Consider the following 18,956-nt stretch of genomic DNA (forward strand, 5'->3'; position numbering starts at 1 on the left):
CCGGCGGCGGTGAGTGGAGGCGCCGCTGGGCTACGGCGCCGGGGTGGGACCTGCCGCGCGCAACCTGTCGATGACGGCGGCCAGTTGACGGATGTTCTGCGCCGAGAACAGGTCCGTGACCGTCAGCTCCACGGGGAAGACCTTGCGGATCCGCCCCAGGGACCTGATGGCGAGCAGTGAGTGCCCGCCCAGCTCGAAGAAGTTGTCGTGCACACCGGGGTTGGCGACGCCGAGGACGCTCTCCCAGATCCGCGCCAGCTCCCGCTCGACGGGGGAGTCCGGTGCGACGAAGGGGGTGCGGAGGATCTCGCGGCCCAGGACCGGGTCCGGCAGGGCGCTCCTGGCCAGCTTTCCGTTCTGTGTCCTCGGGATCTCCGGCACGGCGACCCACTGGGTGGGCAGCATGTGCTCCGGCAGCCGTTCGGCGAGGAAGGCGCGCAGCTCGACCGCGTCGCGGTCGCTGTCGGGCACGAGCACGGTGTAGGCGACGAGTTGCGCGTCCCCCGGGCCGATCTCCTTGGCGACGACGGCGGAGGCGACCACGTGCGGGTGCTCGTTCAGCGCCGTCTCGACCTCGCCCGTCTCGATGCGGTACCCCCGGATCTTCACCTGGTCGTCGGTGCGGCCGAGGAACTCCAGGCGCCCGTCGGGCAGCCACCGGACTACGTCGCCGGTCCGGTAGAGGCGTTCTCCAACCCCGCCGCCGAACGGGTCGGGGACGAACCGGGTCGCGGTCGGGCCCGGGCGGCCGAGGTAGCCGCGGGCCACGCGGTCCCCGCCTAGGTACAGCTCGCCGGGAACGCCGACGGGCACGATGTTCATCGCGCCGTCGAGTACGTAGGCGTGGGTGCCGGCGAGGGGCCGGCCGATCGTGCACGCCACCGCGGGCCGTCGAGGTGGTTGGTCCAGCGTCGCGCTCACCGTGACCTCCGTCGGGCCGTACGCGACGATGAACCGCCCGGGGAGGTCCTGTTCGGTCCAGCGGCGCACGTCCTCCGCGGTGACCCGGTCGCTGCCGATGTTGACGGTCCGCAGCCCCGCGAGGCGCGGGTCGTTCGGCTTCGCCGCCGCCATGAGCTCGCGGTAGTACCCGGGGCTCAGGTCCATGTAGGTCACGCCGAACTCGTCGAGCTTGTCGAGCAGCACCTCCGGGAGCCAGGTGTCCGCGCCGCCGACGACGAGGGTGGCCCCGGCGACGAACGCCAGGCACATCTGCTCGATCGCCGGGTCCAGGTCGAACGGCGCGGCCAGCAGGACGCGGTCGTCCTGCCGGACATGGCAGGCGGGCCCGATGACGGCGCAGAACCGGGCCAGCGCCTCGTGGGTGATGACGACCCCCTTGGGCCGTCCGGTGGAGCCGGACGTGAAGATGACGTACGCCGCCTGCCCACCGGCCGGCGCCGGTCCGCGTGGCGCACGGGCCGCGGGCGGTAGGTCGTCTACGCGGACGACCGGCGCGCCGGCGTCGGTGAACCGGTGCGCGAAGGACGCCCGGGTGACGATCAGGCCGGGTGCGAGCTCGGCCAGCAGCGTCCGCCGCCGCGCCTCCAGCTGCCGGGGGTCGACCGGGCAGAAGACCGCGCCGGCCTTCAGGACGGCGAGGAACGCCACGACCGCGTCCGGGCCGCGTTCGAGGCAGACCGCGACCCGGGTCTCGGTCGCCGGCCGGACGCCGGCGGCCACCAGCGCGTCCGCCAGCCGCTCGGCGCGCTCGTGGACCTCCGCGTACGTGAGCACCACGCCGTCGGCGCGGACGGCGACCGCGTCCGGTGTCGTGACGGCCCATGCCTCGAACCGGTCCAGCGGGTGCCCGCGCCCGGGTGCCGTCGTCCCTTCGCCGGCCATCTCCCGCACCGCGGCGGACTCGGCGTCCGTGAGGATCGCGAGCTCGTCGATCGCGCGGTCCGGTGCGGCGGCGACGGCGTCCAGCAGCCGGCGGTAGTGACCCGCGACGCGCTCGGCGCTCGCCCGGTCGAACAGGGCGGTCCGGTACTCCACCTCACCCGCGAGGGAGCCGTCAGCTTTCCGGACGAGTTCGACGGTGAGCTCGAACTTCGCGTCCGGGCGCGGGACGGGGACCGGCCGCGCGTCGAGGCCGCGCAGCGGCAGCCGCCGGTGGTCGGTGCCGAGGTAGGCGAACATGACGTCGAACAGCGGGTTCTCGGCCGGGTTCCGGCCGGGCGCGGCCTCGGCCACCACGACGTCCAACGGCAGCCGCCGGTGGTCCATGGCGGCCAGCACGGCATCGCGCACCCGGGCAAGCACGTCGGAGAAGGCCGGTCTGCCACCCAGGTCGGTACGGATCACGATGGTGTTGACGAAGTAGCCGATCACCTCGGCCAGCTCCGGGTGGTCACGCCCGGACGCCGGGCTGCCCACGGCCACGTCCCGCCTGCCCGTGTAACGGCCCAGCAGCACCTGGAAAACCGCGAGGTGGAGCATGTAGTCCGTGACGCCGTGCCGCGTCGCGACGGTCCGCAGCCGGTCGGCGAGCTCCGCCGGGACGGTGAAGGCGACCACGTCACCCGCCGTGTCGCGGACCGGACCCCTGGGTCGGTCGGTCGGGAGGTCCAGCCTCGTCAGCCCTGCGAGCCGTTCCCGCCAGAACGCGCGCTCCCGGGCCGCGTCCTCGCCGCCGAGCCATTCGTGCTGCCACGCGGCGAAGGCGCGGTACCGCGTGTCCGGTTCGTCGCGGCCCGCCCGCCCGTCGAGGCGTGCCGCGTACCGGGCCGCGAGCTCGTCCGCCAGAACCGACATGGACGGCTCGTCGCACGCGATGTGGTGGATGGCGACGGCGAGGACGTGCTCGTCCTGGGCCGACCTGATCAGCAGGGCACGGAGCACGGGACCGCGCGCGAGGTCGAAGGGCGCGCGCAGCCGCTCCTCGACCAACTGGTCCCGCCGGGTCTCCCGGGCGTACGGCGCGAGGTCGCTCAGGTCGTGGAGCCGGAGGTCGACCGGCCGCGGCGGATCGACCTCCGGCACCGGTTCGCCGTCGACGACGACGTACCGCGTCCGCAACACCTCGTGCCGCGCGACGACGTCCGACAGGGCGCCCGCCAGCGCCCGCTCGTCGAGGTGGCCGGTCAGCCGCACGGTCAGCGGTTCGTGGTAGGCGGTGTCGGCCGGGTCCACCTGGTTGAGGAACCACAGCCCTCGTTGCCCGGCCGACACCGGCGCCGGGACGCCGGGCGGCAGCGGGGGCAGCGGCCGAGGCCGGCTCGGCGGCCCCGAGCGGACGAGGCGTGCGACGCGTTCGAGCGTGCGTGCGGTGAACACCTGCGTGACCGTGAGCGGTGTGCCCGTCCCGGCCCGCACCGCGGCGACGAGGCGGGTGGCGTGGAGGGAGTCCCCACCGAGGTGGAGGAAGTCGTCGTGCCGGCCGACGGCGCGCACGCCGAGGATCTCGGCCCACAGCCGCGCGAGCGCCCGCTCCGCGTCGTCGGCAGGCGCCTCGAACGGCTGGTCGAGGTGGTCGCGGGCGTCCGGTTCGGGCAGCGCCTCGCGGTCCACCTTGCCGTTGAGGGTGAGCGGCAGGCGGGGCAGCCATTGGAAGTGTGCCGGCACCATGTAGTCGGGCAGCCGGATCGCCAGGTGGTCGCGTAGTTCCGCCGTGCCGGCCGGTTCCGTGCCGACGAGGTGGGCCACGAGGCGACGGCGCCCGTCCTCGGTCGTGTGCGGGTGGACGACGACCGCGTCGACCGCCGGGTGCTCGGCGAGGACGGCCTCGATCTCGCCGAGCTCGATCCGGTGCCCGTTCACCTTGACCTGGTGGTCGGCGCGGCCGAGGATCTCCACCCGCCCGTCCGGGAGCCTGCGGCCGAGGTCGCCCGTCCGGTAGCGCCGCGATCCGTCGTGCCACGGCACGAACCGCTGCGCCGTGAGCCCGGGCCTGCCCGCGTAGCCCCAGCCGAGGCCGACCCCGCCGACGCACACCTCGCCGGTGGCTCCCGGCGCCGCGGGCCGCAGGTCGGGTCCGACGACGTCGATGTGCTCGTGTGCCAGCGGTGACCAGTCGGTGAGCGCGCCGTCGGCGCCGAGCCTGGCGACCGCGGACCAGACGGTGGTCTCGGTGGGGCCGTACAGGTCCCACACCGGCAGACCGGCCGCGGTGAAGGCGCGGGCGAGGTCGGGCGGCATCAGCTCGCCGCCGCACCACGCGCGGAAGCCGGTCCTGGGCACCCAGCCGTGCTCGATGAGCATCCGCCACGTGGTGGGGGTGGCCTGCATGACCGTGGCGCCGGTGTCGTCGAGCAGCCGGCCGAGCGCGGCCGGGTCGGACGCCTGGGCACGGGTCGCCACGACGACGGTCGCACCGACGACGAGGGGGAGGAACAGCTCCACCACCGAGATGTCGAACGCGACGGTGGTGACGGCGACGAACGTGTCGCCTTCGCCGATCCCCGGACGGCGGCGCATGGCCGCCAGGAGGTGGGCCACGGCGCGGTGGGGGACCATGACGCCCTTGGGGCGTCCCGTCGAACCCGAGGTGTAGATGACGTAGGCGAGCTCCGCCGCGGACGGCATCGGGGGCAGCGGGCCCTCTCCGGGCCCCGGCTCCGGCACACCCGTCAGCACCTCCGCCGCGCCGGAGTCGGCGAGCACGTAGGAGATGCGCTCCTCGGGGTAGCCGGGGTCCAGGGGCAGGTAGGTGAGTCCGGCGCGCAGCACGCCCAGCAGGGCCACGACGAGGTCGGTGCCTCGCTCGAGCCGGACACCGACGACGTCGCCCGGCCGCAGGCCGCGGCTGTGCAACCGGCGCGCGAGCGCGGACACCCGCCGGTCGAGGTCGGCGTAGGTGATGCCGCCGTCCCGGTCGCGCACCGCCACCGCGTGCGGCGAACGGATGGCCTGCGCCGCGACCAGTTCCGGCAGCGTCGGCAGGTCTTCGGTCACTGGTGTTCGCCTCCGGTTCGCGCCCGGTCCGCGCGGACCGAGGTGGCTGACTGGGTCACGGTGGCTCATTCGCCGGTCAGGGCGCGGATCTCCCGCACCAGGGCCACAAGGGCGGCACGTTCCGGGATCGTCGTCTCGGGGTGCCAGAGGTCCGTGATCAGGACGGTCCGCGTCCGGGTGCCCTTGTTCCAGACCTCGTGCTCGAACGAGTAGTCGAAGAGCAGGCACCTGCCCTCCTGCCACGACCGGGTCTCGTGGGCGACGGAGACACCGCAGCCGTCCGGGATGTCCACCGCGAAGTGCAGGTTGATGGTGAAGTTCCACAGGTCGCAGTGCGGTTTGACGATCGCGCCCGGCAGCAGCGTCGAGAAGAAGGACTCGAGGAGCGGGCACATCGCGCCCGTCGCCACCGCCGTCTCCCGCAGGATCCGCGCGGCCGTGGGCACCAGCTCGGTCGCCGCGTCGGTCAGCCGGCCGTCCTGGTAGAGGTGGAGCGACTGCCACTCCTGCTGCTCGCCGAAATGGTAGTGGGGGTACTCGGAGAACGCGGTCCTGCGGCGCTCCCATGCCGTGGCCAGCTCCGCCTTGACGGCCGCGTGCGCGTCCTCGAAGGCGAGCACGACGGGCCTGATCTCGGCGTGCTCGTACGGATCGTGCCACGGCCGATGCGACAGTCCCGGCATGATCCACCTGGCCTTGTGCTGGAGCGGATGCCGGTTCTGCCGCGTCGGGTCGAGCATCGCCTCGACCCGGTCGATGGACCCGGCGCCGTACTCCTGCCGGATCAGGTCGAACGCCGCGTCGATCTCCGGTGTCATCGCGCGGTCCTCGCCGGTGCCGCGACGGGGGCGTCGAGCACCTCCCGCACGGACGCCGCGATGATCTCGAGTGCCTCGTCCACCTCCGCGTCGGTCACGGTCAGCGGCGGCAGCATCTTCACCACCTCGCCGTCCGGACCGGAGGTCTCCATCAGCAGGCCGCGGGTGAACGCCGCGTCGCACACCGCGGCCGCCCGCGCCCCGTCGAGTACGAGGCCGTGCGCCAGACCGCGGCCCCTGGTCGCGATGCCCGCGCCGGGGTAGGCGTCGACGATGCCCCGCAGCGCCGTCGCGAGCCGCTCACCCTTCGCCCTGGTCGTCTTCTCCAGCTCGTCGTCGCGCCAGTAGGCACGCAAGGCCGCGGTCGCGGTCACGAACGCGGGGTTGAACCCGCGGAACGTGCCGTTGTGCTCGCCCGGCCGCCACACGTCGAGCTCGGGACGGACCAGCGTGAGCGCCAGGGGGAACCCGTAGCCGCCGATGGACTTGGACAGGCACACGATGTCCGGGACCACGCCAGCGTCCTCGAAGCTGAAGAAGGGTCCCGTGCGCCCGCACCCCATCTGCACGTCGTCCACGATCAGCAGGACCGCGTGCCGCCGGCACAGCTCGGCCAGTCCCCGCAACCAGCCCGTGCCCGCCACGTTGATGCCGCCCTCACCCTGCACGGTCTCGACGATGACGGCCGCGGGGTGGTCGAACCCGCTGCCGTGGCTCGCGAGCATCCGCTCCAGGTAGTGCAGCTCCGTGCCGTCACCGAGGTGTCCGTCGAACGGCGCCGCCACGCCGGCGGTGAGCGGCAGTCCCGCCGCGTCGCGGTGCAGCCGGCTACCGGACACCGAGAGGGCGCCGAGCGTGGCGCCGTGGAAGGCGTTGGTGAAGTGGACCACCGACGTCCGGCCGGTCACCTTGCGGGCGAGCTTCAGCGCCGCCTCGATCGCGTTGGCGCCGGCCGGGCCGGGGAAGACGACCTTGTGGTCCATCCCCCTCGGGACGAGGATCGTCTCGGCGAGCGTCGTCAGCAGCTCACGGCGCGCGCTGGTGAACATGTCCAGCGCGTGTGTCACCCCGTCCTGCTCGAGGTAGTCGATCAGGACGCGCTTGAGCAGCGGGTTGTTGTGGCCGTAGTTCAGCGCGCCGGCACCGGCGAAGAAGTCGAGGTAGGGCGTGCCGTCCTCGGCGAACATCCTGCTACCCGACGCCTTGGCGAACACGACGGGCCAGCGCCTGCTGTAGGACCGCACTTCCGACTCGAACCGCGCGAAGATGTCCAACCGAGCTCCGTTCGCAGCTAGGAGATGTAGGAGTAGTAGGAGCGCAGACCCGGCATGACGAGACCGCGCGGCGCGCGACCCACCACGCCGAGCGCGAACAGCAGGTTGTAGCCCAGGTTGCGCACGGGCATGCCCTCGCGGACGGCGAGGAGGCCACGCAGAGCGCTCCTGCGGTCGTGCCAGTCGATGTTGAACGACACCGACGAGCTGAGCGAGGTCACCTTGTGCAGGGTGCCGGGCGGCATGTACAGCAGGTCACCCGCCTCGACGACGCAGGTGCGCACCGTCGCCTCCCGGAAGTCCGGGTAGCGGTCGAGGTCGGGCGCCTCGGGGTCGACCGGGGACCACCGCCAGCCGGTCGGGTGGCACCTGGCGCGGTCGGCCGCGTCGACCATCACGAACCTCTTGCCGCCGTGCAGCTGGAAGAAGAGGTTGTGCGTCAGCAGCGTGTCGAAGTGCAGCGGCGTCAGCGCGCGGGACGGGCCGATGAAGAACTGGGTGAACTCCCACCACCGGTCACGGAAGAACGGCGGGAAGTACTCGGCGGGGAACGGTTCGAGGTCGGCGCGAAGTGACGGGATCATCGACAGCAGAGGCACGTCGTGGAGGTAGCCCGGCGGGTCGCCGGGGTCCTCGGACCCGGCCGCGGCGGCCTCCCATTCCCCGAGGCGTCGGGCGTAGTCGGACAGCGTGGTCGTCGCCGTGCGTCCCTCCGAGACCCGGCCCACCTTCAACCGCACCGCGAGGTCGGGCGCCACGGCGCCGAGGTGGGACGCCGACCAGGTCGCCGCCGCCGGCATGTCCGCGACCGCACCCCGCATCACCACGGGCGCGCGGTTGACGTACTCGTCCCGGAACTCCGCCGGGGTCAGCCGGGGGCGGACGTCCACCGGCACGTGCCGTGCCGCCAGTGTCATGCGTCGTCTCCTAACGTCTCCCACGCCGGCTCCGCGCCGACCTCGATGACGGCGCAGCCGTAGCTGAAGCCGACGCCGTTGCCGCACAACGCGATCCGGTCGCCCGCGTGGACCTGTCCCGTCTCGAGCAGGTGCGTGAGACCGGCGAACTGGTCCCCGGTGCCGGTGTGCCCGACGGTCCGCCCCCAGTCCCAGGTCGTCTGCGACTCCTTGATGTCGAACTCCTTGAGCAGGCCCCAGTCGATCATCATGCGGCCGACGTTGGCGAACACCCACCGGTTGACACCGGCACTGTCCACCTCGGCCTCGTCGAGCGCCCTGGCGATGCTCTCCCGCCGCAGGCCCGACATCGACTCGGTCATGGGCTTGAGCCTGCGGCGGTACTCGGCGAGGAACGCCGGACGGTCCGGGAAGGACGATGCGTCGAGGAGGGCGATGTCGTTGTACCGGCCGTCACTGAGGACCACGGTGGACAGAAGCCGTGCCACCCCCTCCCGTCGCGACAGGACGAGTGCGGTCGCTCCGTCGGCGTCCAGGTTCCCGGGGTCGGCGCGGTACCGCTCGCCGCCCGACAGCTGGTGCTTGTCACTCGTCGCCAGCAGCACCACGCCGTCCGGCGCCACCGCCGCGTAGGCCGCCGAGAGCTCGAGCGCGGCCAGCGCGCTGTTGCAGGTCTGGTTGACCTCCAGCGCGGAAACCGTTGCGCCGGCAACCTTTCCCTGTAGGTAGGCGGCCGGCACAATCCCCTCGGGCCCCTCCGGGGTCGAGCTGGCGTAGACCACGAGCGCGAGGTCCGCCGGGTCGACGCCGCAGCGGCGCAGCGCGGTTCGTGCCGCCTCGACCGCCAGGTCGGCGGCCAGCGCACCGTCGGCGACGCACAACGACCGGTAGCCGTGTGCCTCGTGGAAGTCCGGATCGTAGCGCCCGTCGGCGACGGCGGCCGCGGTGTCCTCGCGGCGGCCCAGCGCCATCGCGCCGGCGTTGATGTGGATGCCACTCCACCTCATGTGTTCTCCCAGATGACGGCACGGTTCGACAGGCCGGTCACCAAACGATGGACAGTGCGATGAGTACGGTCGGGAGAGGACCGTCGTCGAGCGAGCCCGCAGGCCGCCGGGTTCGTGCCGCGGCCGACGCTACCGCAATATGTCCATCCGGGCGAGCCTTTTCGTTCATTCCAAAACCACTACTCAGCGGAGTGACCGTAATGGACGCTCCGTGCTCATGTGACCTGCTTGACAGCGATCGGCGACCGCCCGTATGTTGAGTCTCAACATCATCATATCGGTATTGGTGAATATGGGGAAAAATAGACGATTCGGCCGCGTGCTGGTATGCCATCGTGCGGGAATCGCTCAGTAATCTCACAGGTAGCTCGGGGAGAGGTCGCGAGCGCGTGTTTGACGACGAATCCATTGATTTTCTCGTAGTGATCAACGACGAGGAGCAGTACTCCATCTGGCCCGCTCACCGTGAGCTGCCCAACGGCTGGCACGGGGTCGGGACCCCGCGCCCGCGCGAGGAGTGTCTCGACCACATCGAGCGCGTGTGGACCGACATGCGTCCCAAGAGCGTGCGCGAGGCCATGGAGCGGCAGGCCGCCGAGGCCTGAGACGAAATGGTTTTCCCAGGTCATCCTGTGTCGGTCCGCGGCACGGGGATCCTCGTGCGCCCTCGTCCACGCGAGTGCGCACCTGCCCCGAGGAGTGGTGATGATCCTGTCCCAGCTGGTCGACGCCGACGAGTTGAACTCCCTCTCGCCAGATGAGCTGCGGGAGATGCTCGCCAGGCTGGACGACGAGGTCGTGTACGGCGCGGAAGGCGCGACCGACGGCGCGGAAGAGGGGGAAACGCAGCCGAACAATGCGAAGTAGTTTTGTGTTCAGGTCGTTAAAATGAGAGGTCTTCGTTGTCGATGCAGCCGGGTCGTGCCGTCTCCGTAGCCGCGAAGGCCGTGGTGTCCGAGGTTCTGCAACACATTTTCGAGCAATATCCGAATATCGCCCGCAGGGCGGGAAGACATGACTACGACGGGCGCCTTCCCGAGGTGGCCCCACGGTCCCTGGACGATCTCGCGAAACTGCGCGCGGCGGTCCGCGCGCAGGTGGCCGGCCTGCCGGCCACGGCGGATCCGGAGCTACGTGCCGACCTGGACGCGGCACTGGCCATCGCCGAGGAGGAACACTTCTGTCTGGCCGTGCTCGGCCAGGTCCATCCCGGACCCCGTGACTGGCTCGCGGAGACCGACGTCTCGGTGTACCTGAGGCGGCCCTACGCACCGCTGGCGGAGCGGGTCGCGGCATGTGCGGCGCACCTGGCCGGCCTGCCCACGTTCCTCGAACAGGCGGCGGGCACGCTCGGGCGCCGCCTCCCGGCCGGCGACCGCATGCGGGCCACGGAGCACGCTCGGGCGCAGGCGGTGAACCTGCCGGCGGCGGTCCGCCGCCTCGTGCGGGACCACCCGGAACACGACTCGGCGGCGCTCGCGGAGTCCGCTGCGGCAGCCGCGACCGCGTGCGAGGACTTCGCGAAGGCGGTCGCCGCCACGGCGCCCACCAACGCGCTGCACGGCCCGGAGCTGCTCGGCGAGGTGCTGTCGGTCAGCGCCGGGGTCGACCGCCCCGTGGCAGAGCTGGTCGACGAGGCGCGGCACGAGGTCGAGCGCGTCGCCGGCGCGCTGGACGCGGTCGTGGCGCGGCTGGGTCTCGGTACGCGGGAGGAGGCCTATGCCCGCCTGGCCGGGCACGCCGCCACCGGGTCGGTGCTGGACTCGCTGACCGCGATCATCGCGCGGGTCAAGGACTTCTGGGTCACCGAGGACATCCTGTCCGTGGACACCAGCACCCCGCTCGAACTGCGGGCGGGCGACGACGTCGCGGGCTCGGCACGGGTGGAGTTCGCGATCTCGCCGCCGTTGGCGGAGGTGAGCCAGCCACACCTGCTCACCGTCCCCGAGCCGGCCGAGTCGGCGGGTGCCGGCCCCGACAGCATCCGAGGGCAGTACTTGAACGACCCCATGCTCGAGGTCATCACGCTGCACGAGGTCTACGCCGGGCACTACGCGCATCTCGAGGCCGGTCTGCGCGGCGGCAGCCTGGTGCGCACCTGCGTCCCCTGGTTCCCGGCGTTCACCGAGGGATGGGCGCACTACGTGGAGGAGCTGGCCATGGAGCGAGGGCTCGCCGACGGACGACCGGAGGTGGAGGTGGCGCAGCTGCGGTCCGCGCTGGAGGCGGCTACCCGGCTGCTCGTGTGCCTGTCCGTCCACGCCGGGAGGTGGACGTTCGCCGAAGCGGCCGAGCAGGCGGCCCTGATCTGCGGCTGGTCGCCCGCCAGGGCGGCACGCGAGGTCCTCGTCGTCGTCGCCGACCCGGCCGGCGCGATGTACACGCTCGGCAAGCTGCGCATCCGCGAGTGGCGGCGGGAGGTGGCCGGGTCGCCCGGTGACCTCAAAGCGTTCCACGACGGGCTCATGCGCTGCGGCAGCGCCCCACTGCCCGCCGCGCTGCGGTACTGCCGGCAGACCCTCGCCGGAGCGCTGTCGTGACCGGCGAGGCGCGGCGGTCCCGGCTCGGACCCGACTTCCTGAGGCTGTGGCTCGGTCAGGGCGTGAGCCACTTCGGCTCCGAGATCTCCCTGCTCGCGATCCCCACCCTCGCGATCCTCGTCTACCACGCGACCCCGTTCGAGGCGAGCGTGATCGGCGCGCTCGAGGTCGCGCCGTTCACCCTGTTCTCGCTACCGGCGGGACCGCTGGCGGACCGGCTGCCCCGCCGCGCCATCCTGATCGCCTGCGACGTCGGCCGGGCGCTGGCCGTGGGGCTGCTCGTGGTGACCTACTTCGCCGGCCTGCACCACATGTGGCTGATCTACTGCGTGTCCTTCCTGGTCGGCACCTTCACCGTGTTCTTCGACATCACGTTCATGTCCTTCGTGCCGCTCGTCGTCACCGCGGACCGCCTCCTCGGCGCCAACTCGCGGCTGTCGGCGACCAAGTCGACGATGGGCACGGCGGGACCGAGCGCGGCCGGGTTGCTCATCCAGGCGTTCGGCCCGGTGCGGACCCTCCTGATCGACGCGGTGTCCTACCTGGTCTCTGCGGTGGCGATCCTGCTCGTGCGGGTCCGGCACGAGCGGCGGACGACCACCAGGCTGCGGCTCGGCGTGCTGCTGCGGGAGATCAGGGAAGGGCTCGCGTACGTGTGGCACAGCAAGGTGTTGGCGCGCGTCGCGCTGGTCAACGCCCTGTGCGACTTCGGCCAGTCGATCATCCAGGCCGTCTACCTGGTGTTCCTGTACAACTCACTGCACCTGTCGCCGGGCGTCGTCGGGTTCGTGCTCGCCGTGTCCGGGGTGGCGTCGGTCCTCGGCGCGGTGCTGTTGCCGAGGGTCGTGCGCCTGCTCGGCTTCGGCCGCACCCTCGCCGTCTCGATCCTGGTCGGGATGGGCGTCGAGCTGCTGACGCCCGTGGCGCTGCTCGGCCTCGCGGTCGGGGTCCTCATGGCCATCAACGCGGTCGGCGGCCTCACCAACGCCTGGTACGACGTCAACCAGCTGACCTACCGGCAGCGGATCACCCCCGACCACCTGCAGGGCCGCGTACACGCGACCATGCGCATGACCTTCTCGGGGCCGCGGCCGTTCGGCTACCTCCTCGGCGGCGTGCTCGGCACGGCGGTCGGGGTGGCGGCCACCGTCTTCATCGGTGCGCTGGTGGCCACGCTCGGCGCACTCGTGCTGTTCACCGGATCCGTGCTGCGCCTGCGCTCCATCGACGACGTCGAACCCGACTCGGCGGGCACCACGGCGGAGACGACCACCCAGAACACCACGACCACCCAGAAGACCACGACCACACAGACGAGCTAGGGAGAACGTCGTGATCGAGTCAACCGCGAGCGCGAACAGCCCGACCTCCTCGGCGGTCCTCACTGAAGACCAGTGGGTCACCATCCCCGGCGGGCCGTTCACGATGGGGGCCGACGACGTGCGCGAGGACGGCAAGCCGCTGGCGGCCTACCCGGCGCACCAGGTCGACGTCGCGACGTTCCGCATCGCCAGGCACCCCGTGACCGTCTCCGACTTCGCCCGTTTCGTCGACGAGACCGGGTACACCACCTTCGCGGAGCGCGCGGGTCGCAGCTGGGTGTGGATCGGCGGTGAGGACACCACGACACCCGACCAGGACCACCTGTGGATCCAGATCGACGGCACGTCCTGGCGGCACCCGCGCGGCCCGGCCTCGGACGTCGCGGACAAGGCGGACCACCCCGTCACCCACGTGGTCCTGGAGGACTGCCTCGCCTACTGCGACTGGTCGGGCACCCGGCTGCCCACGGAGGCGGAGTGGGAGAAGACCGCCCGCGGCACGGACGCGCGCGTCTACCCGTGGGGAAACACGCCGCCGACGCCCACCGTGTGCAACCACAGCATGTTCACCGGGGACACCACGCCGGTCGGGCGGTTTCCCGACGCGGCGGGGCCCTACGGGGTCGACGACATCGTCGGCAACGTGTGGGAGTGGACGTCGTCGGGCTGGCACCCGTACCCGTTCGCCGAGGACCGGCCGGCCAGGACGATCACCACCAGGTTCGGCACTTTCAAGCTGGGTGTCATCCGCGGTGCCTCGTTCTACAACAACTGCTCGCCGGGCGGCTGCGCGGCGTGGGTCCGCGTGTACTCCCACCCCGAGTACAGCTGCTACGACATCGGGTTCCGGGTCTGCGCGGCCTGAGGCGGCGACAGCGGGGGCCACGGGCGAGGTGGGGCTGATGGACGAGGTGCTGTGGCGGCGGATCGAGGCTTTCGGTGACCGGCTCGCCCCGACGGACGTGGCGCGGCTGCACCGCGACGACCTCGAGCTGTTCGTGAAGATGGAGTCGGCGAACCCGAGCGGCAGCGCGAAGGACCGGTCCGCGTTCTGGATCGTCCGGGAGGCCGTGCGCCGGGGCGAGATCACCCGCGGCACGACTGTCGTCGAGTCGTCGTCGGGCAACTTCGCGCTCGCGCTGGCGAAGCTCTGCCGCTCGCTGGGCGTGCCGTTCGTGCCGGTCATCGACCCGACCGTGAACACGCCGACCGAGCGGCTGCTGCGCGAGTCCTGCACGAGGGTCGAGAAGGTGGACCGGCCGGACGACGCGGGTGGGTACCTGGGTGGCCGGCTGGCGCGGGTGGCCGAGCTGCGGGCCCGGATCGCCGACTCGTACTGGCCGGACCAGTACTCGAACACCGACGCCGTGCGCGGCCACTACGAGCTGACGGGCGGCGAGCTCGTCGGTGCGCTGCCCCGCATCGACTACCTGTTCGTCGGGGTCGGGACGGGCGGCACGATCGCCGGGCTGTCGCGGCGGGTGAAGGCGGCCAACCAGGACGCGACGGTGGTCGCGGTGGACGTCGAGGGTTCGGTGATCTTCGGCGGCCCGCCGCGGCGGCGCCACATCCCCGGTATCGGCTCCGGCATCCGGCCCGCGCTGCTCGACCACGCACTGATCGACGAGGTCCTGGTGGTGTCGGAACGGGACGAGGTGGACGGCTGCCACACGCTGCTGCGCGACCACGGCCTGTTCGCCGGCGGGTCGACCGGCTGCGTGTACGCGGCCGTCGGCCGCTACTTCGAGAGCTACCGCGGCCCGCCGCCGGTCGTCGCGTTCCTGTGCTCCGACCGGGGCGACCCCTACCGGAACACGATCTACGACCCGAACTGGGTCGCGACCACCTTCGCGCAGAAGCGCGTACGGACCTCGTGAGCAACGATTCTCCCGTGTGGAAGGAACATCCGCCTTGGCACGACGTGCCCCACTGATCATCGCCGTGGTCCTCGGACTCGGCGCCGCCGTGCCAGCCGCGGGCGCGCAGGCGGGCCAACAGCGGAGCGGGCCCGGGCTCGAGCTGTACGAGGTCACCGGGGCGGCGGGCACCGGTGACCGGCTCGAAGGACTCGGCGTGGACGTCGTGAGGACGCGGCCGAGCGGCGCCGGCGAGCGGGTCGAGGTCGTGGCTTCCCCCGCCGACGCCGGCCTGTTCGGCAAGCTCCACCTCGACCCGCGGCCCGTGCGGGACGCGCGGGGGCGCACCCAGGCGACGGCGGCCGCCGAACAGGCCGCGGGCGGGTACCAGGTGTGGCGCTCCTACTCCGAGCCCGGCGGCATCGCCGACCAGCTCAGGCGGCTCGCGGCCGCGAACCCCGACGTCGTCCGGCTCACCTCGATCGGGAAGTCGACGCAGGGCAAGGACATCCTGGCGGCGAAGGTCACCGCGAACGCGCGGACCACCCGGGACGGTGCGCGGCCGGCCGTGCTCTACCTCGGTACCCAGCACGCCCGCGAGTGGATCTCCACAGAGGTCACCATGCGGTTGCTGGAGCACGTGCTCGCCGGCAAGCGAGGACTGCGGGGACTGCTGTCCGGGACAGAGCTGTGGTTCGTCCCGGTCGCCAACCCCGACGGCTACGACTTCACCTTCACCGAGGGGAACCGGTTGTGGCGCAAGAACCTCCGCGACAACGACGGCGACGGCAGGATCACCGGCGCGGACGGGGTCGACCTCAACCGCAACTTCGCGACGCGCTTCGGTTACGACGAGGAGGGCGCGTCGAGCCTGCCGAGCAGCGACAAGTACCGCGGCCCCGCGCCCAACAGCGAGCCGGAGACGCGCGCGGTGGACCGCCTGCTCGCGCGGATCCGCTTCGCGTTCATGGTGAACTACCACTCCTACGGCGCGGAGATGCTCTACCCGTCGCGGTGGCAGATCCCGGAACACACGATCGACGACCCGGTCTACGAGGCGCTGTCCGGGGACTACGGCAACCCGGCCATCCCCGGGTTCAGCTCGGACCCGTCGGTGGGACCGGACAACGGTGAGCTCTCCGACCACGCCCACGGCACCTACGGCACCCTCTCGTGGCTCATCGAGCTGGACGAGGGTTGTGACGGCTGCGGTTTCGTCTTCCCCGACGACGAGGCCATGGTGGAGGCGGAGTTCCAGAAGAACCTGCCGTTCGCCATGGATGTGGCCGGGTCCGCGCGCACACCCGCGGATCCCGTGAGCCACCTCGGCACCACCGCGCCGGACTTCGTCGTCGACGACTTCCCGGTCAGCTACGGCACCGACCAACCGGTCCAGGTGGACGTCAAACGCAGGCTCGGCCCGGTGCGGCTGCACTACCGCGTGAACGGCGGCCGCGAGGTGTCGGCCGACACCGGGGAGTGGCAGGGCGGCGAGCGCTACGGGAAGGACTACGACGCCCACTACCACCGCATGCGCGCGACGGTGGCCGGCACGGCACCGGGGGACCGGGTCACCGTCTGGTTCACCACCCGCGGCGCGCGGAGCGCGGAGTTCACGTACACGGTCGCCGGCGACATCGGCGGCGACGTGCTGGTGCTGGCGACCGAGGACGTGACCGGTGCGGCACCGGCACAGCAGGGCACCACCGCCAAGTACGCGAGCGCCTACGTCGCCGCGCTGGCGGCCGCGGGCTACTCCGCGGACGTGTACGACATGGACGCGAACGGCCGCGTGCCACCCGACCCCCTCGGCGTCCTCGGCCACTACCGCGCCGTCGTCTGGGAGACGGGCGATGACGTCGTGCCGCGCAACGCCGACCAGCCGGGCGGGACGATCTCGCGCGGCGGTGTCCTCACCGAGCTCGCGGTGCGCGACTACCTCAACGAGGGCGGCAAGCTGCTGCACACCGGCGCGTACGCCTCCTACGCCCAGAACAGCAACGGCGGGTACGCCTACCAGCCCGACCCGGACCTCGGCGAGTGCCCCGCGCCGGACGACGCGCGATGCGTGCCCGCGTACAACAACTTCCAGCAGTACTACCTCGGCGCCTACGTGCCGTTCGACGAAGGCGGTGCCGACCCGGCGACGGGCCGGCCCTACGCGCTCACGGGACGGGGCGGCGCGTTCGACGGGTTCAGCGCCACGCTCGAACCCGGCCACACGTCCTCGTTCCTGGCCACGTCGGCGGTGCTGGGCCGCGACCGGTTCCCGCAGTTCGCCAGTTCCGCCGCGATCGGCTGGGACCGGCCCAACAAACCGTTCGCCCCGCACACCGGCGGGTGGGACGCCTACAGCGGGATCGCCGACCTGTCCTGGAAACGGCTCAGCACCACGGTGGACCTCACCGGGAAGTCCGCTGGCGCGTTGAGTTTCTGGGTGTCCATGAGCACCGAGGCCGACTGGGACTTCTTCACGGTCGAGGCGCACACCGTGGGCGAGGACGACTGGACCACGCTCCCGGACACCATGGGCCACACCTCATCGTCCACAGGGGACAGTTGTGCCGACGGCCTGCGGGAGATCCACCCCTTCATCGAGCACTACCAGGACGCCGAGTGCGGTCCGACCGGCACGACCGGGGAGTGGCACGCGGCCTCCGGGGACTCCGGCGGGTGGCAACAGTGGACGGTCGACCTGAGCGCGTACAAGGGCGAGAAGGTCGAGCTGTCGCTGTCCTACATCAGTGACTGGGAGAACCAGGGCGCGGGTGTGTTCGTGGACGACGCCGCGGTCACGCTCGACGGCGCGCCCGCGGCGCGGACCTCGTTCGAGGACGGCCTCGACGGCTTCACCGTCCCCGGGCCGCCGGCCGGCAGCGCGCCACCGGCGAACGACTGGACCCGCAGCGACGAGGCGCTGGCCGAAGGCGCCGGCATCGTCACCGACGACACCGTCTACCTCGGTTTCGGCGCCGAGCGGCTCACCGACCCCGCGATGCTGACCGACCTGGTCGGCCGGTCGATGACACACCTGCTCGGCTGACCACCCGGACCGCTCATCCGGACCGTTTATCCGGACCATGGAAGGGAAAGGCACACGTGACCACGCAGACAGCGCCGGAATGGACGAGTCCGCCGGCGGACGAGGACGAGCTCACCGCCTGGTTCGACGCGATGTGCGCGCACACCCCGGTCCGGCGCGACCCGGACCGCGGCGGCTGGCACATCTTCGGCTACCAGGAGTCGGTGCACGCGCTGTCCAACCACGGCGCGTTCTCCAACAACCTAGCGGTGGCACTGCCCGAGGAGTCACCGCTGCAGCTGTACCGGGTCGGCAACCTGTCCTGGATGGACCCGCCGCGCCACCAGCAGCTGCGTGGCCTGGTGCACAAGGCGTTCACGCCCAAGTACGTGGCCGGGCTCGAGCCGATGGTCACCGCGACGGTGGAGAAGTTCCTCGGCGAGGTCCGGCAGAAGGACACCTTCGCCTACATGGAGGAGTTCACCTCGCCGATCGTGTCGACGACCATCGCGCAGATGGTCGGCATCCCGACCGAGGACCACGTGCTGTTCCGCAACTGGTCCAAGGCCCTGATGTCGCTGACCGACCCGGCGCAGACGAAGAACGGGGTCAAGGAGGTCGTCGAGAACACCAGGGTGATCCGCGACTACTTGCACGCGCACGTCCGCAGCAGGCGGAAGAACCCGACCGACGACCTGACGAGCAGGCTCGTCCAGTCCGAACTGGACGGTGAGCGGCTCGAGGACGCCGAGATCGCGGGTCTCATCTCGCTGAACCTCACCGCGGGTCAGACCGCGACGCAGACCCTGGCCAACTCGGTCATCTGCTTCGACCAGCACCCGGACGAGTTCGCCCGGCTGCGGGCGAACCCGGACCTGCTCGAGTCCGCGGTCGAGGAGGTCATGCGCTTCCGCGCCCAGACCACCCGCGTGGCGCGCAAGACGGTGAAGCCGGTCACCGTCGGCGGGCAGGAGATCCCCGCGGGCGAAGGAGTCTCGGTCTGGCTCGCCGCCGCGAACCGGGACCCGAGGAAGTTCCCCAACCCGGAGATCTTCGACATCGCCCGGTCGCCCAACCAGCACATCGGGTTGGGGCACGGCGCGCACTTCTGCCTCGGCACCCCGCTGGCGCGGATGGAGATCAACATCGCGCTGCGGCGGTTCCTCGAGGAGGCGCGGACGATCACGATCGACTACGGGACCAGCCGCCTGCTCGACCCGCGCCTCGTGTTCGGCGCGAACGAGCTGACGCTGCGGGTCGACTGGCGCTGACGCGGCGCCGGCGCCGCCGAGGACCGGGACCGG

At 71.7% G+C, this 18,956-nt stretch carries 13 protein-coding genes; 8 read left to right on the plus strand and 5 right to left on the minus strand.

All coding sequences use genetic code 11. The features are described 5' to 3' along the window. Positions 1-30: 30 nt before the first annotated feature. The 5 genes from VET29_RS09880 to VET29_RS09900 all read right to left on the minus strand — a co-directional run bounded on the left by VET29_RS09880 (position 31) and on the right by VET29_RS09900 (position 8,912). The gene (locus VET29_RS09880; RefSeq protein WP_324917972.1) at positions 31-4,896 is read right to left on the minus strand and encodes a non-ribosomal peptide synthetase; all 4,866 of its coding nucleotides are present in this window, start codon (positions 4,894-4,896) and stop codon (positions 31-33) included. Positions 4,897-4,961: 65 nt separating this feature from the next. Further along, on the minus strand, positions 4,962-5,714 hold the full coding sequence (locus VET29_RS09885; RefSeq protein ID WP_324917975.1) for an aspartyl/asparaginyl beta-hydroxylase domain-containing protein: 753 nt from the start codon (positions 5,712-5,714) through the stop codon (positions 4,962-4,964). Next, complete coding sequence (gene ectB, locus VET29_RS09890) at positions 5,711-6,988, minus strand: diaminobutyrate--2-oxoglutarate transaminase (RefSeq protein WP_324917978.1); 1,278 nt, start codon at positions 6,986-6,988, stop codon at positions 5,711-5,713. The genes VET29_RS09885 and ectB overlap by 4 nt, the downstream gene beginning before the upstream one ends. Positions 6,989-7,005: 17 nt before the next feature. Further along, positions 7,006-7,905 carry a cupin-like domain-containing protein gene (locus VET29_RS09895; protein WP_324917981.1) on the minus strand — a complete coding sequence of 300 codons (900 nt, stop codon included), beginning with the start codon at positions 7,903-7,905 and terminating at the stop codon, positions 7,006-7,008. Then, positions 7,902-8,912, minus strand: coding sequence for a ketoacyl-ACP synthase III family protein (locus tag VET29_RS09900; RefSeq protein WP_324917984.1), 1,011 nt, complete (start codon positions 8,910-8,912; stop codon positions 7,902-7,904). The genes VET29_RS09895 and VET29_RS09900 overlap by 4 nt, the downstream gene beginning before the upstream one ends. Before the next feature lie 389 nt (positions 8,913-9,301). On the opposite strand from VET29_RS09900, the gene VET29_RS09905 reads away from it, so the two are divergent. The 8 genes from VET29_RS09905 (at position 9,302) to VET29_RS09940 (ending at position 18,923) form a co-directional block, all read left to right on the plus strand. Then, positions 9,302-9,517 (plus strand): MbtH family protein, encoded by a 216-nt coding sequence (locus tag VET29_RS09905; RefSeq protein WP_324917987.1) that lies wholly within the window; start codon positions 9,302-9,304, stop codon positions 9,515-9,517. A gap of 100 nt (positions 9,518-9,617) precedes the next feature. Beyond that, positions 9,618-9,779 carry a hypothetical protein gene (locus VET29_RS09910; protein ID WP_324917990.1) on the plus strand — a complete coding sequence of 54 codons (162 nt, stop codon included), beginning with the start codon at positions 9,618-9,620 and terminating at the stop codon, positions 9,777-9,779. 41 nt (positions 9,780-9,820) lie between these two features. Continuing rightward, positions 9,821-11,452, plus strand: coding sequence for a DUF885 family protein (locus VET29_RS09915; protein ID WP_324917993.1), 1,632 nt, complete (start codon positions 9,821-9,823; stop codon positions 11,450-11,452). Further along, positions 11,449-12,774: an MFS transporter gene (locus VET29_RS09920; protein WP_324917996.1), complete on the plus strand. Its 1,326-nt coding sequence runs from the start codon at positions 11,449-11,451 to the stop codon at positions 12,772-12,774. Before VET29_RS09915 ends, VET29_RS09920 begins: the two co-directional genes overlap by 4 nt. 10 nt (positions 12,775-12,784) lie before the next feature. Then, positions 12,785-13,639, plus strand: a complete 855-nt coding sequence (locus VET29_RS09925) for an SUMF1/EgtB/PvdO family nonheme iron enzyme (protein ID WP_324917999.1) — start codon at positions 12,785-12,787, stop codon at positions 13,637-13,639. Positions 13,640-13,676: 37 nt separating this feature from the next. Further along, positions 13,677-14,651, plus strand: a complete 975-nt coding sequence (gene sbnA / locus VET29_RS09930) for a 2,3-diaminopropionate biosynthesis protein SbnA (RefSeq protein WP_324918002.1) — start codon at positions 13,677-13,679, stop codon at positions 14,649-14,651. A 34-nt stretch (positions 14,652-14,685) separates the two neighbouring features. Next, positions 14,686-17,673 carry a M14 family metallopeptidase gene (locus VET29_RS09935; protein WP_324918005.1) on the plus strand — a complete coding sequence of 996 codons (2,988 nt, stop codon included), beginning with the start codon at positions 14,686-14,688 and terminating at the stop codon, positions 17,671-17,673. Between the two features lie 56 nt (positions 17,674-17,729). Continuing rightward, the gene (locus VET29_RS09940) at positions 17,730-18,923 is read left to right on the plus strand and encodes a cytochrome P450 (RefSeq protein WP_324918009.1); all 1,194 of its coding nucleotides are present in this window, start codon (positions 17,730-17,732) and stop codon (positions 18,921-18,923) included. The last annotated feature ends 33 nt before the right edge of the window (positions 18,924-18,956 follow it).

It is taken from the genome of Actinophytocola sp., from assembly GCF_035634895.1.
In the GTDB taxonomy this organism is placed as follows: Bacteria; Actinomycetota; Actinomycetes; order Mycobacteriales; family Pseudonocardiaceae; genus Actinophytocola.

Excerpts from the sequence above, each read along its gene's own strand:
- VET29_RS09885 (WP_324917975.1), bottom strand. The coding sequence starts at position 5,714 with ATGACACCGGAGATCGACGCGGCGTTCGACCTGATCCGGCAGGAGTAC.
- VET29_RS09895 (WP_324917981.1), bottom strand. The coding sequence starts at position 7,905 with ATGACACTGGCGGCACGGCACGTGCCGGTGGACGTCCGCCCCCGGCTG.
- VET29_RS09900 (WP_324917984.1), bottom strand. The coding sequence starts at position 8,912 with ATGAGGTGGAGTGGCATCCACATCAACGCCGGCGCGATGGCGCTGGGC.
- VET29_RS09910 (WP_324917990.1), top strand. The coding sequence starts at position 9,618 with ATGATCCTGTCCCAGCTGGTCGACGCCGACGAGTTGAACTCCCTCTCG.
- VET29_RS09915 (WP_324917993.1), top strand. The coding sequence starts at position 9,821 with ATGCAGCCGGGTCGTGCCGTCTCCGTAGCCGCGAAGGCCGTGGTGTCC.
- sbnA (WP_324918002.1), top strand. The coding sequence starts at position 13,677 with ATGGACGAGGTGCTGTGGCGGCGGATCGAGGCTTTCGGTGACCGGCTC.